The sequence below is a fragment of the Rhizobium sp. NXC14 genome (genome assembly GCF_002117485.1).
GTDB lineage: Bacteria > Pseudomonadota > Alphaproteobacteria > Rhizobiales > Rhizobiaceae > Rhizobium.
The window spans coordinates 3,044,173-3,057,451 of record NZ_CP021030.1; the positions used below are offsets into that span (position 1 = coordinate 3,044,173).

Below are 13,279 nucleotides of genomic sequence, written 5' to 3' on the forward strand. Positions count from 1 at the left end.
CTGTCAAGCAGTCGCTGAAAATTTCTTTTCATGACAGTGGTTGACATGGATTGTGACAGCGTTGTTAACTTTGGTCGGAGGAGTGGCGCCAGACCACCCCCGGGGAGCAAGATCAGGTGACCACTGCGTCGAAGACGGTTTCGGACGTCATACATTCGCATCTCGGCGTGTTGACACGTGCCGAGAAACAATTGGCGGAAAGCCTTCTCGACAATTATCCGGTTTCCGGCCTCGGCAGCATCACCACGATCGCAGAGAACGCCGGCGTTTCTACACCGACCGTCGTGCGGATGGTGCAGAAGCTCGGTTTCAAGGGCTATCCCGATTTTCAGGCACGCCTGCATCAGGAGGTCGAAGCGACGATTTCCAATCCCATCACCAAGCACGATCGCTGGGCGCAAAACGCGCCGGGCACTCATATCCTCAACCGTTTCGCCGATGCCATCATGGGCAATCTGCGCCAGACACTGACCGATCTCGATACGGCGACCTTCGACAGCGTCGCCTCGCTGCTGTCGGATCGCAAGCGCGGCCTCTATTTCGTCGGCGGCCGCATCACCGGCGCGCTGGCCGAGTATTTCTTCACCCATATGCAGGTCATCCGGCCGGCCACGACACTGCTGTCGTCCAATTCCAGCAGCTGGCCGCAATATGCCCTCAACATGAACGCCGGCGACATCCTGATCATCTTCGATATCCGCCGCTATGAGCAGGAAATGGTCAGCCTTGCCACCGCCGCCCGCAAGCGCGGTGCCGAAATCGTCGTCTTCACCGACCAATGGGCCTCGCCCGCTGCCAAACTCGCGCGGCACGCTTTCCGCGTCCGCATCGAAGCGCCATCGGCCTGGGATTCGTCGGTCGTCACTCTTTTCATTGTCGAGGCTCTGATCGAGGCCGTCCAGAATTCCACCTGGGACGAGACGAAGGAGCGCATGAAGACGCTGGAAGGGCTGTTCGAGCAGAGCAGGCTTTTCCGCAAACCGGGTTAAGAGGGCAAGGCTAAAAGAGAGGGAAAAACAAACGCGGACTTGGCGGAAGTGAACGATGCCGTCGCAAATGAAACATCAGTCACAAGCGCCTGCTATTCCGGCAAAACTAACGTCATCCAACCGTCACACAAGCTTCATGTAAGCTGATTAACAGCATCGCCAGACACTGAAAACCCGAAGGAGAACAACAGTGATCTCTAACATTTCTCGACTCCTGTCGCTTTCTACTGCGATGATCGTGGCTTCGACCGCGATTGCCGCCGCAGAACCGAGCGCAGAACTGATCGCCGCCGCTAAGAAAGAAGGCACGCTGACCACCATCGCTCTCCCGCACGACTGGTGCGGCTACGGCGAGGTCATTGCGGGCTTCAAGGCCAAGTACGGCCTCGAGGTCAACGAGCTGAACCCGGATGCCGGCTCGGGTGACGAAATCGAAGCGATCAAGGCCAACAAGGGCAACACCGGCCCGCAGGCCCCCGACGTCATCGACGTCGGCCTCTCCTTCGGCCCGTCCGCCAAGAAGGACGGTCTGATCCAGCCTTACAAGGTCTCCACCTGGGATTCGATCCCGGACACAGCAAAGGATCCGGAAGGCTACTGGTACGGCGACTACTACGGCGTTCTCTCGTTCCTCGTGAACAAGGATCTCGTCAAGGAATCGCCGGCTGATTGGCCCGACCTGAAGAAGAGCGATTACGCAAACAGCGTCGCGCTGGCAGGCGATCCGCGCACCGCCAACCAGGCTGTCCAGGGCGTCTACGCCGCCGGGCTTTCCGCATCCGGCGGTGACGCTGCCAAGGCAGGCGAAGAAGGCCTGAAGTTCTTTGCCGAACTGAACAAGGCCGGCAACTTCGTGCCCGTCGTCGGCAAGGCCGCTCCCTTCGCGCAGGGATCCACACCGATCATCATCGCCTGGGACTATAACGCGTTGTCTTGGGGTGAAGGCCTGAAGGGCAACCCTCCGTTCGAAGTCGTCGTTCCGAAGACGGGTGTCGTCGCCGGTGTATACGTGCAGGCGATTTCCGCCTTCGCTCCGCACCCGAACGCCGCCAAGCTCTGGATGGAATACCTCTATTCCGACGAAGGTCAGCTCGGCTGGCTGAAGGGCTATTGCCACCCAATCCGCTTCAACGATCTTGCCAAGAACAACAAGATCCCGAAGGAACTGCTCGATAAGCTGCCGCCGGCAGCAGCCTATGAAAAGGCCGTCTTCCCGACGCTCGAAGAGCAAGCGGCAGGCAAGGAAACCATCACCAAGAACTGGGATTCCGTCGTCGGCGCCAACGTTAAGTAAACTCCGATCCGGCCTCCCCGCCCCAGGGGCGGGGAGGTTTTCTCACTCCGATGCCCAGGATGAGCTTTTCATGAGTACCGTTTCAACGCCGATGGTGAGCAGCGCCCCCTTGATCAACAAAGACCGCGTGATCGACTGGCTGGGCATTGCGCCCTTCATCATTTTTTCTCTGCTGTTCCTGATCATCCCCACGCTCTATCTTGTGGCGGGCGCATTCCTGACGCCCGAGGGCGATTTCACGCTGAAGAATATCGGCGATCTTTTTACTCCATCGATCATGAGCGCCTACTGGATCAGTATCAAGGTCTCGGTGGCATCCGCCCTTGGCGGCGCGCTGATCGGATTTTTTCTCGCCTGGGCCGTCGTGCTCGGTGGTCTGCCCGCCTCGGTGCGCTCGACGCTTTTGACCTTTTCCGGCGTAGCCTCGAATTTCGCCGGCGTGCCGCTTGCCTTCGCCTTCCTGGCGACGCTCGGCCGCACCGGCCTCGTGACGGTATTCCTGCGGGAATGGTTCGGCTTCAACCTCTATGGCACCGGCTTCAACCTTCTGTCCTTCTTCGGCCTAACCATCACCTATATGTATTTTCAGATCCCGCTGATGGTGCTGATCCTGACGCCGGCGCTCGACGGCATGAAGAAGGAATGGCGCGAGGCCTCCGAGATTCTCGGCGCCACCAACCGCCAATATTGGATGATGGTCGCCCTGCCGATCCTGTGGCCGAGCCTGCTCGGCACCACGCTGCTTCTCTTCGCCAACGCCTTCGGCGCCATTGCCACCGCCTTCGCGCTGACTGGCAGCTCGCTCAACATCGTGCCGATCCTGCTCTACGCGCAGATCCGGGGCGACGTTCTGCACAATGCCAATCTTGGTTACGCCATTGCGCTCGGCATGATCGTCATCACAGGCGTCTCCAACGTCCTTTACCTCATGCTGCGCATGCGCGCCGAGCGGTGGCAGAAATGAAAACACAACGTCTTGGAGCCTGGATCGCCATCATTCTCGGCGCATCCTATTTCATCATTCCGCTGATCGGCACGATCGAATTTTCGCTGCGCATGCGCCGCGGCGAATACAGCCTCGACGCCTATCAGTCGGTTTTCTCGGACATACAATTCCGCGAGACCTTCGGCTACTCCATGCTGATGGCGTTGCTCACCATCGTCTTCGGCATGCTGCTCGTGGTGCCGACGGCGTACTGGGTGCGCCTGCGCCTGCCGCAGATGCGTCCCGTCGTCGAGTTCATCACGCTGCTGCCGCTCGTCATTCCGGCGATCGTCATCGTCTTCGGCTACCTCAGAATGTACAATTCGTCATCCTACTTGCCGCTGACGGGTTCGACGACCGGGACCAACGCCCTGCTGGTCTTCTCCTATATCACGCTGTCCCTGCCCTACATGTACCGCGCCGTCGATACTGCCATGCGCGCCATCGATGTCCGTACGTTGACGGAAGCGGCCGAAAGCCTCGGCGCCCGCTGGACGACCATCATGTTCCGCTGCATCTTCCCGAACGTCATGAGCGGCGTACTCTCCGGCGCCTTCATCACATTGGCGATCGTCATGGGCGAGTTCACCTTCGCCGCATTGCTCAACCGTCCGGCCTTCGGCCCCTATTTGCAGCTCGTCGGCGCCAACAAGGCCTATGAACCTTCGGCGCTCGCCGTCATCGCTTTCTCGATCACCTGGCTCAGCATGGGCCTGCTCAATCTCGTTTCCCGCTTCGGCAAAGCCCGCCCGGCAAAGGCTTAAGGTAACCGGCTCATGTCTTTCCTCACTCTGAATAACATCCAGAAATCCTTCGGCCCGGTTCAGGTCGTCAAGAATTTCAACATGAACATCGAGAAGGGCGAATTCATCTCCTTCCTCGGCCCGTCAGGCTGCGGCAAGACCACTGTCCTGCGCATGATCGCCGGCTTCGAAACCCCGACCGGCGGCACGCTGACCATCAACGGCAAGGATCAGAGCGCGCTGAAGCCGAACCAGCGCAATATCGGCATGGTCTTCCAGGCCTATGCCCTGTTCCCCAACATGTCGGTGCATGACAATGTCGCCTTCGGGCTCAAGGTCGCCGGCGCGCCGAAGCCGGAGATCGACGCCCGTGTCAAGGAAATGCTCGGCCTGATCAAGCTCGATCATCTCGCCGACCGTTACCCCTATCAGCTGTCGGGCGGCCAGCAACAGCGCGTGGCGCTTGCCCGCGCGCTCGCCGTTAAACCGCAAGTGCTGCTGCTCGACGAACCCCTCTCCGCCCTCGATGCCAAAATTCGCGTGTCACTGCGCGAGGAAATCCGCCAGATCCAGCAGCAGCTCGGCATCACCACTGTCTTCGTCACCCACGACCAGGAAGAGGCGCTGTCGATTTCCGATCGCATCGTCGTCATGAATGCCGGCAAGGCCGACCAGATCGGCTCGCCCTTCGAGATCTACAACAAGCCGGCCACACGCTTCGTCGCCTCCTTCGTCGGCACGCTGAACCTGATCGAAGCCGAAGTCGTGGACCCCGACGCCAATGTCATTCGGATCGGCGATCAGAAGATCACCCTGAAGCAGTCGGTCGCAGCTCACAAGGCCGGCGAAATCATCTCGCTGGCGCTGCGCCCGGAAGCAGGCTCGCTCTCCGACACCGCCAGAAGCGACACGGCGCTGACCGGCCAGGTCGTCTCGGCTCACTTCCTCGGTTCGGTCATTCGCACCCGCATGAATGTCGGCGGCAACGTCATTTCCTTCGACATGTTCAACAGCCCCGGCGTCACCCCGCCGCAGGCCGGAGAAACCGTGACGCTGCGCTTCATGGCTGCCGATTTGCTGATCATCCGCGACTGAGTTCACCAATATAGCTCACGCAAGAGGCGCCGCGAAACGGCGCCTTTTCATTGTTAGGAATGATCGAGGAGAGGTCGTGACCGCCTGAAACACCCGGCGCGGTGTGCCTCTCTACGCCAGGGGCAAGTTTGGCTTGACCACTCTCGGTCATCCCAGGCCTTGAGCCTCGGATCCATGCCCGTAGCTGCTGATGGATGCGGTTTGGATGCTCGGCTCAAGGCCGAGCATGCCGGAGTGTGGGGTTGGCTGGTGGAACAATCGGGCGCAGACCCTCATGTCAGGAATGCCATCTGCCAGTGAAACCCACAATGCCGGCCTATCGCCAAACAATTGACAATGCCGCTCTCACCGAATCGCCCGGTCGTCCGCGTCAAAGCGATGCACACGCGCTTGATCCGGCGTCGCATAGACGATCTCATCGGGCTCATACTGGTGCTCGCCGAAAAGGCGCGCCGTCAGCAGGCCGCACTGCTCGGATTCCAGATAGATGATCGTGTCGGCGCCGAGATGCTCGACATGCACGACCTTCGCACGCCACGTCCCCTGCTCGCGCGACAGTGTCATGTGTTCGGGACGCACGCCGATCGTCTTGGCGCTATGATCGCCCACCTTTTCACCGGGGACGAAATTCATCTGCGGCGAGCCGATGAAGCCGGCGACGAAGACGTTGGCCGGGCGGTTGTAAAGCTCCATCGGCGAGCCGATCTGCTCGATCGAGCCGGCATTCAGCACGACGATCTTGTCGGCAAGCGTCATCGCCTCGACCTGGTCGTGGGTGACGTAGATCATCGTCGCCTTCAGGCCGCGGTGCAGCCGGGCGATTTCGAGCCGGGTCTGGACGCGCAACGCCGCGTCAAGGTTGGACAGCGGCTCATCGAACAGGAAGAGTTCCGGCTCGCGCACGATGGCGCGGCCGATGGCGACGCGCTGCCGCTGGCCGCCGGAGAGCTCGGCTGGCCGCCGCCCCAAATAAGGCGCAAGCGAGAGCATGCCGGACGCCTTGCCGACCCGCTTGTCGATCTCGTCCTTGGCCGTTCCCGCCTGTTTGAGGCCGAGCCCCATATTGTCCTTGACCGTCAGGTGCGGATAAAGCGCATAGGACTGGAACACCATGGCGATGCCGCGCTTGGCCGGCGGCGTCAGCGTCTCGTCGCGGCCGTTGATGACGACGGCGCCCGAGGTCACGTCCTCGAGGCCGGCGATGCTGCGCAACAGCGTTGATTTTCCGCAGCCGGACGGCCCGACGAAGATGACGAATTCGCCATCCTTGACTTCGAGATCGATGCCTTTCAGCACCTCATGCGTGCCATAGGTCTTGCGGATGGATTTGAGTTGAAGCGATCCCACTGTGTTTCCCTTACAATCTGACCGGCTGGCCGGTACGCACGCTCTCGTCGGCGGCAAGGCAGATGCGCAGCGACGCCACCGCATCCGCCATATGGCGATCGAGGTTCAGGTCCTCGCGGATCGCCCTCAGCATGAAGGCCTGTTCCAAGTCGCAGAGCGCCTGATGACCGGGCTCGCCTGTCATCCTCATATCCTGGTCGGGCCTGATGAATTTGCCGTCCGGGCCGGTTTCAGCCGTGTGCAGACGGATCACCGAGGTCTTGGTGTGCGTGTCTATATCGTCGGACTTGGCATTCGGATCCATGACGATCGACACTGCGCCCTTCGGCGACATTACATCCTTCACGAAAAAGGCTGTCTCCGAGATCATCGGTCCCCAGCCGGCCTCATACCAGCCGACCGAACCGTCCTCGAAAAGCACCTGTAGGTGGCCGTAATTATACATGTCGGCGGCGATTTCATCGGAGAGACGCAGTCCCATGCCGCGCACCTCGACGGCTCTCGCATCGGTGATCTGGCACATGACGTCGACATAATGCACGCCGCAATCGACGATCGGCGGGGTCGTGCGCATCAGCGACTTGTGCGTCGACCAGGTCGGACCGCTGGACTGCTGGTTGAGGTTCATGCGGAAGACGTAAGGCGGGCCGAGCTTGCGCGCCTCTGCTATCAGCTTCATCCAGGACGGATGATGGCGGAGGATATAGCCGATCACCAGCTTTCGCCCCGCCTTCTCCGCTGCCGCAACGACCCGCTCGGCATCGGCGACGGTGGTCGCCAGCGGCTTTTCCACGAAGACATGACAACCGGCCTCGAAGGCGGCGACGGCATAATCGGCATGGCTGTCGGAATAGGTGTTGATCGAGCAGAGATCCGGCTTCAGCTCCGCAAGCGCCGTCGCGAAGTCGGGATGAACAGTATAGCCCTGCAGCGCGGGCTCCAGCTCCGGTGTCGAGCGATTGACGAGACCGACGATTTCGAAGCCGGGATTGTTGTGATAGGCGAGCGCGTGGCTGCGGCCCATGTTGCCGAGGCCCGCAACGACGACGCGGATCGGTTTCTCCTGGTTCATTTGACGGCTCCCGACGTGATGCCGCGGATCAGCTGCCGCGAGAAGATGACGTAAAGGATCAGGATCGGTAGGATGGCTAGCGACAGGGCCGCCAGCACCGCATTCCAGTTGGTGACGAACTGGCCGATGAAGATCTGCGAACCGAGCGTCACCGTCTTGGTGCTTTCGGCAGGCGCCAGGATCAGCGGAAACCAGAGGTCGTTCCAGATCGGAATCATGGTGAAGACGGCGACTGTCGCCATGGCCGGGCGCACCAGCGGCAGCACCAGGCGGAAGAAGATCGCATATTCGGAAAGCCCGTCGATGCGCCCGGCATTCTTCAGATCGTCCGAAACCGTGCGCATGAATTCCGACAGTATGAAGATCGCCAGCGGTATGCCCTGCGCGGTATAGACGAGGACGAGCGCCGTCAGCGTATTGACGAGAGCGGCCGCCACCATGCCCTGCAAGATCGCCACCGTGCCGAGGCGGATCGGGATCATGATGCCGATCGCCATGTAGAGCCCGAGCAGCAGATTGCCGCGGAAGCGGTATTCAGACAGAGCGAAGGCGGCCATGGCGCCGAACAGCAGCACCAGCAGGATCGAAACAACAGTCACAACGAAGCTGTTCTGGAAATAGGTGGCGAAATCGCCCTGCCCCAGCACCGTCTGGTAGCCGACGAGGCTGAAGGTCGACGGCGTCGGGATCATCAGCGGTTCGCGGAAGATCGAGTTACGATCCTTGAACGAGTTGACGATGGTCAGGAACACCGGAAACAGAGCGACCAGCGTATAGGCGCTGAGCGCCAAGTGCACGAGGCCGGTGCGGATCGGAGATGTGCGTGCCTTGGACATGCGCGCTCCTCAGAACTGGTAGCGACGCATGCGCCGCTGGATGACGAAGAGATAAAGCGAGACGCCGGCGAGAATGATGAGGAACATCACGGTCGCGATCGTCGCACCCATCGAGCGGTCACCGAGCTGCAGCTGGAAACCGAAGAAGGTGCGGTAAAGCAGTGTGCCGAGAATGTCGGTCGACATGTCGGGTCCGGCAAGCGCGCCCTGCACCGTGTAGATCAGGTCAAAGGCGTTGAAATTGCCGACGAAGGTCAGGATCGAGATGATGCCGATCGCCGGCAGGATGAGCGGCAGCTTGATCTTCCAGAACTGGGCCCAGCCGGTGACGCCGTCACATTCGGCGGCCTCGATCACCTCTTCGGGAATGCTGAGCAGCGCTGCATAGATCAGCATCATCGGAATGCCGATATATTGCCAATTGGAGATCAGCGACACGGCGATCAGCGCCGAACCCGGCTTGCCGAGCCACGGCGCGAACAGGAATTTCAAGCCGATGAGGTCGAGCATCCAGGGCGCCACACCCCAGATCGGCGACAGGATCAGCTTCCAGATGAAGCCGACGATGACGAAGGAGAGCAGCGTCGGCAGGAATATCGCCGTGCGGTAGAAGGCGACGCCTCGCAGCTTCGGTACCGAAAGCAGGGCTGCGAGCGCAATGCCGATCGGGTTCTGCACGCACATGTGGATGGCGAAGAAGATCACGTTGTTGACGAGGGCGTTCCAGAAATCATGCGCCCATCGCGGATCGCCGAACAGCACCTTGAAATTCGCAAGCCCGACGAAGGCCGGCTGCCCGTCGACAGTGTTATAGAGCGAGAGCCTCAGCGTTTCGATGAGCGGCAGCACCATGACAGCGGAGTAGACGATCACCGCAGGCAGCATGAAGACGAAGATGTGCCAGCGCACCGGGCGCTTGATCGGGACGATATCGGCCGCGTTGTCGGTTTCGCTCATGGCTTTTGCCTGTTCTTGTCGCCTCGCCGCAATCTTGCTGGCGCAGATGGAAAATGTCGCGCCTCACCCGAACTCTCTGCGGTTGGCAAGAGAGGGAACGCCCCGCTGGGGATGCGATAACGGGCTGGGAGGTCGCTGCGAGTCTCCTTCTCCCCGCAAGCGGGGAGAAGGTGGCCGGCAGGCCGGATGAGGGGCCGCAAACGCCACCCCTGATCGCATTCACTTGGCCGGCTTGTACCAGCGATCGAGGCCCTTCTGCAGCTTCTCGGCGGCGGCCTGCGGCGTATCCGTGCCGTTGATCACATTGGCCGATTCGACCCAGGTCTCGTTCTCGAGGTTCGGCGTGCCGCGCGACAGGATCTGGTAGGTCGAGCGGACGGTCGACTTGTAGGGGCCGCGCCAGGAAACGAACTCCTGAGCGAGCGGATCGGACATCTTCACCGGGCTGGAGTTCAGGCTGAAGAAGCCCGGCAGCGCGTTCGCATAGATATCGGCGAATTCGGGCGAAGCGACCCAGCTGAGGAACTTCTTGGCTTCCTCAGGATGCGTGCTCTTCGCGTTCAGGGCGACGCCGATATCAGGATGATCGGAAATATAGCCCTGGTCGCCTGCCTTCGGAACCGGCGGCGGGAAAGCGCCCATCTTGAACTGCGCCTGCGTGTTGAAGAGCGCGATCTCCCACGAACCGGCCGGGTAGATGGCGGCGCGGCCCAGCGTGAAGAGGTTCTGGCTGTCCGAATAGGTCTGGGCTTCGAAACCATCGCCGAGATAGGGCTTCCACTTGGCAAGCTCTTCAAAGGGCTTGACCCATTCGGGATCGGTCAGTTTCTGCTTGCCTGCGATCAGGGCTAGGCGGCCCTCTTCACCCTTCCAGTAGTTCGGGCCGATGTTCTGGTAGCCCATGGTCGCGGCTTCCCAGAGATCCTTCGTGCCCATGGCGAGCGGAATATAGGTGCCATCGGCCTTGATCTTGTCGAGGGCTGCGTAGAACTCGTCCTGCGTCTTCGGCACGGAGATGCCGAGCTTGTCGAAGGCATCCTTGTTGTAGATGAAGCCGTGGATGACCGAAGCCATCGGCACGCAGAAGGTGGACTTGCCGTCGTCGGTCGTCCAGGCAGCCTTGGCGACCGGCGAGAAGTTCTCCATACCCGACAGGCTGGTGATGTCGACGAGCTGCTTCTTGTTGAAGAGTTCGAGCGAGGCGTCGAACGGACGGCAGGTAATAATATCGCCTGCGGAGCCGGCATCGAGCTTGGCGTTCAGCGAAGCGTTGTATTCGGTCGGGGCTGTCGGCGAGAAGACGATCTTGATGCCCGGGTTTTTCGCTTCAAACGCCGGAATGATCTTCTCCTGCCAGATCTGCAGGTCGTCGTTACGCCAGCTTTCGACGGTCAGCGTGACATCGGCGGCATGGACGAGACCTGCCGAGGTCAGAAGGCTTGAGGCAAGCAGCAGGCTTTTCAGAGCAGTGTTTTTCATTTCCCTCTCCTGTTTTTAGCGCCGAGGCGCCGTTTTCGATCTGAAACAAGCAATTGGCGCGCCTGAGGAAACGCCCAATGCCCCTTGGAGGGCCGCCAGCAACTGCCGGCCCCGAAAGCTCGATAGGCCGAAGGCGATCGCCTGCGGTCCGGCTGCGCACCCTGCAGATAATCTGCACCGCGCGATGACTGAGGGGAAAGCTATGGATCCTAAATTATCCGCCAGCCTACCAAGCCGGCGGATCATTCTCCGATCATCTTCGAAGCGGGTCCGGCTTGGCTTTGCTGCCGGGTTTCGTGGGCTTCGAAATGCTGTTCCCTTTTTCCGAATTAAGGCCAAAAAAATACCAATTGTCCAGATGAAATTTAACTTTTCGGCCTTCAAAAATTCATTAAAAATTTTTGCTGAACAAAATCAATGCGATAAAAAGATAAATTTTCGCCGCTGCCCCCACTTGGTAAATGGTATTTTTTTGGTATTGTAAGAAAATCCAAGGGGAACGGCGTATCGGAGGCCCGATGACGGAGCTTGCAATCGGCATAGACGGCGGCGGGACGAGCTGCCGGGCAGCGGTCGCGGATAGAAACGGCAACGTCCTTGGCCGCGGTAAGGCAGGCCCTGCCAATATCCTGTCCGACCTGGAAAACTCCCTGCTCAACATCGTCGAATCCGCCCGGCAGGCGCTCAGCGACGCTGGTCTCAACGCTGAAGCCCTATCCTCCGTTGTATCGGTCGTCGGCGTCGCGGGCGCCAACGTCTTGGACTACGGCAAACGAATCGAAAGAGCCCTGCCCTTTGCCCAAGGCTGTGTCGTCACCGATGCCTTGATCTCCCTACAGGGCGCGCTCGGCGATGCCGACGGCATTGTCGGCGCCTTCGGCACCGGTTCGGTCTATAATGCGCGAAGGGATGGCCGGCTGAAGGGCATCGGCGGCTGGGGCTTCGTTGTCGGCGACCAGGCAAGCGGCGCCCGCCTCGGCCGTGACCTCATGGAACGGTCGCTACTCGCCCGTGACGGGGTGCGCCCGGCATCGCCGATCACCGAAGCGGTCATGATCGAATACGGCAACGACCCGGAGCAGATCGTCAATTTCGCCCATACGGCCCGGCCAACGGATTTTGCCCGTTACGCGCCCATGGTCTTCAAGCATGCGTCAGAAGGCGACGTCGTCGCGGTCGGTATCGTCAGGGACGCCGCAACGGCGATCGGCGAAAGCCTCGACGCGCTGCTCTGGCCGGAATGCCCGTCGATCTGCCTGCTCGGCGGTCTTGCGGAAGCTTACGAGCCCTGGCTTTCCGAACGCTACAAGCCGCTGCTCGCCAGGCCGAAGAACGATGCCCTGCAGGGCGCGGTGGAACTCGCGGTCAAGCTCCTCAACGATCAGCAGAGAGGTGCGGCATGACCGACGATCTCGCCACCCTTCTGTCTTTGCAGCGCCTGCAGGCGGCGGGTACCGGACCCCTCTATGTCAAGCTGCGCCGCACGCTCGAAGAAGCAGTGCGCACCGGCACGCTCGGCCAGGGCGATGCGCTGCCGCCGGAACGCGACATCGCCGAATTTGCCGCCGTCAGCCGCGTCACCGTCCGCAAGGCGATCGACGAGCTCGTCGCCGATGGCCTGCTGGTGCGCCGCCACGGCTCGGGCACCTTCGTCGCCAAACCAGTCTCCAAGGTCGAGCAGCGCCTGTCGCAGCTCACCTCTTTCACCGAGGACATGGCGCGCCGCGGCATGTCCTCCCGCTCCGAATGGCTGCACAAGGGCGTGCATACCCCCTCGCCCGACGAAATGATGATCCTTGGCCTACCCGCCGGCATGAAGGTGTCGCGACTCTCGCGCCTGCGCATCGCCGACGACCAGCCATTGGCAATCGAAAACGCCAGCGTCTCCGGCGAATTCCTGCCGGACCCCTCCGCCGTCACCAATTCGCTCTACGCCGAGCTCGAACGCCTCAACGTCCGTCCGGTGCGTGCCGTGCAGCGTATTTCGGCGACCAATATGAAGGAAGCCGACGCCCAGCTTCTCGGCGTTCCTGTCGGTGCGGCCGGCCTGTCGATCGAGCGTATCTCCTACCTCAGCTCCGGCCGCGCCGTGGAATTCACCCGTTCGCTCTATCGCGGCGATGCCTATGACTTCGTGGCCGAGCTGACGATCGGCGTGAGCTGACGGCTTGAGGCTATCCAAGTTATACGGATAATTCGGGGAAGGCTGGAAACCTATCAAGCAGAAGCAAACCCAACCGATCCCTTTCCAGACAGCCGGCGCGCCCTCGTCGATCGGCTCAAAGAAATCCGGCCAGTCTCCAAAGACTTGTCCTTTGAGCAGGCCAATTTTGAAGGAGGATCGTACAACCGGATCAAGCTTCACCGCGGGCTTGCGCCCTTTGGTGATACCACCTCCTCACCGGAAGGAGCGGCATCAATCAATTTCGACAGACTGGCCTTTGCGGCTCGGATGGTAACTTGCACTGCAGCCTCATTCCCT

12 protein-coding genes and 1 pseudogene are annotated in these 13,279 nt (G+C 60.7%); 7 read left to right on the forward strand and 6 right to left on the reverse strand.

Annotated elements, in window-relative coordinates:
- The first annotated feature begins 116 nt into the window (after positions 1-116).
- From NXC14_RS15005 to NXC14_RS15025, 5 genes are all read left to right on the forward strand, one after another.
- Complete coding sequence (locus NXC14_RS15005; RefSeq protein ID WP_085778818.1) at positions 117-989, forward strand: MurR/RpiR family transcriptional regulator; 873 nt, start codon at positions 117-119, stop codon at positions 987-989.
- Between the two features lie 190 nt (positions 990-1,179).
- Complete coding sequence (locus NXC14_RS15010; RefSeq protein ID WP_085778819.1) at positions 1,180-2,283, forward strand: ABC transporter substrate-binding protein; 1,104 nt, start codon at positions 1,180-1,182, stop codon at positions 2,281-2,283.
- A gap of 70 nt (positions 2,284-2,353) precedes the next feature.
- Positions 2,354-3,247, forward strand: a complete 894-nt coding sequence (locus NXC14_RS15015; protein WP_085778820.1) for an ABC transporter permease subunit — start codon at positions 2,354-2,356, stop codon at positions 3,245-3,247.
- Positions 3,244-4,032: an ABC transporter permease gene (locus NXC14_RS15020; RefSeq protein ID WP_085778821.1), complete on the forward strand. Its 789-nt coding sequence runs from the start codon at positions 3,244-3,246 to the stop codon at positions 4,030-4,032. The genes NXC14_RS15015 and NXC14_RS15020 overlap by 4 nt, the downstream gene beginning before the upstream one ends.
- A gap of 12 nt (positions 4,033-4,044) precedes the next feature.
- Positions 4,045-5,106 (forward strand): ABC transporter ATP-binding protein, encoded by a 1,062-nt coding sequence (locus NXC14_RS15025; RefSeq protein WP_085778822.1) that lies wholly within the window; start codon positions 4,045-4,047, stop codon positions 5,104-5,106.
- A 345-nt stretch (positions 5,107-5,451) separates the two neighbouring features.
- Here the strand turns inward: NXC14_RS15025 and NXC14_RS15030 are convergent, their stop codons facing one another.
- The 5 genes from NXC14_RS15030 to NXC14_RS15050 all read right to left on the reverse strand — a co-directional run bounded on the left by NXC14_RS15030 (position 5,452) and on the right by NXC14_RS15050 (position 10,797).
- Positions 5,452-6,453 (reverse strand): ABC transporter ATP-binding protein, encoded by a 1,002-nt coding sequence (locus NXC14_RS15030; protein ID WP_085778823.1) that lies wholly within the window; start codon positions 6,451-6,453, stop codon positions 5,452-5,454.
- Positions 6,454-6,463: 10 nt separating this feature from the next.
- On the reverse strand, positions 6,464-7,525 hold the full coding sequence (locus NXC14_RS15035; RefSeq protein WP_085778824.1) for a Gfo/Idh/MocA family oxidoreductase: 1,062 nt from the start codon (positions 7,523-7,525) through the stop codon (positions 6,464-6,466).
- A complete protein-coding gene (locus NXC14_RS15040; RefSeq protein ID WP_085778825.1) occupies positions 7,522-8,361 on the reverse strand; it encodes a carbohydrate ABC transporter permease in 840 nt (279 codons plus the stop codon). Before NXC14_RS15040 ends, NXC14_RS15035 begins: the two co-directional genes overlap by 4 nt.
- Positions 8,362-8,370: 9 nt before the next feature.
- Positions 8,371-9,318 (reverse strand): sugar ABC transporter permease, encoded by a 948-nt coding sequence (locus tag NXC14_RS15045; protein ID WP_085778826.1) that lies wholly within the window; start codon positions 9,316-9,318, stop codon positions 8,371-8,373.
- A 219-nt stretch (positions 9,319-9,537) separates the two neighbouring features.
- Positions 9,538-10,797 (reverse strand): ABC transporter substrate-binding protein, encoded by a 1,260-nt coding sequence (locus NXC14_RS15050; protein ID WP_085778827.1) that lies wholly within the window; start codon positions 10,795-10,797, stop codon positions 9,538-9,540.
- 518 nt (positions 10,798-11,315) lie between these two features.
- On the opposite strand from NXC14_RS15050, the gene NXC14_RS15055 reads away from it, so the two are divergent.
- Both NXC14_RS15055 and NXC14_RS15060 read left to right on the forward strand, forming a co-directional pair.
- Complete coding sequence (locus NXC14_RS15055; protein WP_085778828.1) at positions 11,316-12,200, forward strand: N-acetylglucosamine kinase; 885 nt, start codon at positions 11,316-11,318, stop codon at positions 12,198-12,200.
- A complete protein-coding gene (locus tag NXC14_RS15060; RefSeq protein ID WP_085778829.1) occupies positions 12,197-12,961 on the forward strand; it encodes a GntR family transcriptional regulator in 765 nt (254 codons plus the stop codon). Before NXC14_RS15055 ends, NXC14_RS15060 begins: the two co-directional genes overlap by 4 nt.
- A 78-nt stretch (positions 12,962-13,039) precedes the next feature.
- On the opposite strand, the pseudogene NXC14_RS33390 reads toward NXC14_RS15060, so the two are convergent.
- Positions 13,040-13,263 (reverse strand): annotated as a pseudogene (locus NXC14_RS33390) (type II toxin-antitoxin system prevent-host-death family antitoxin); the annotation flags it as partial.
- Between the last annotated feature and the right edge of the window lie 16 nt (positions 13,264-13,279).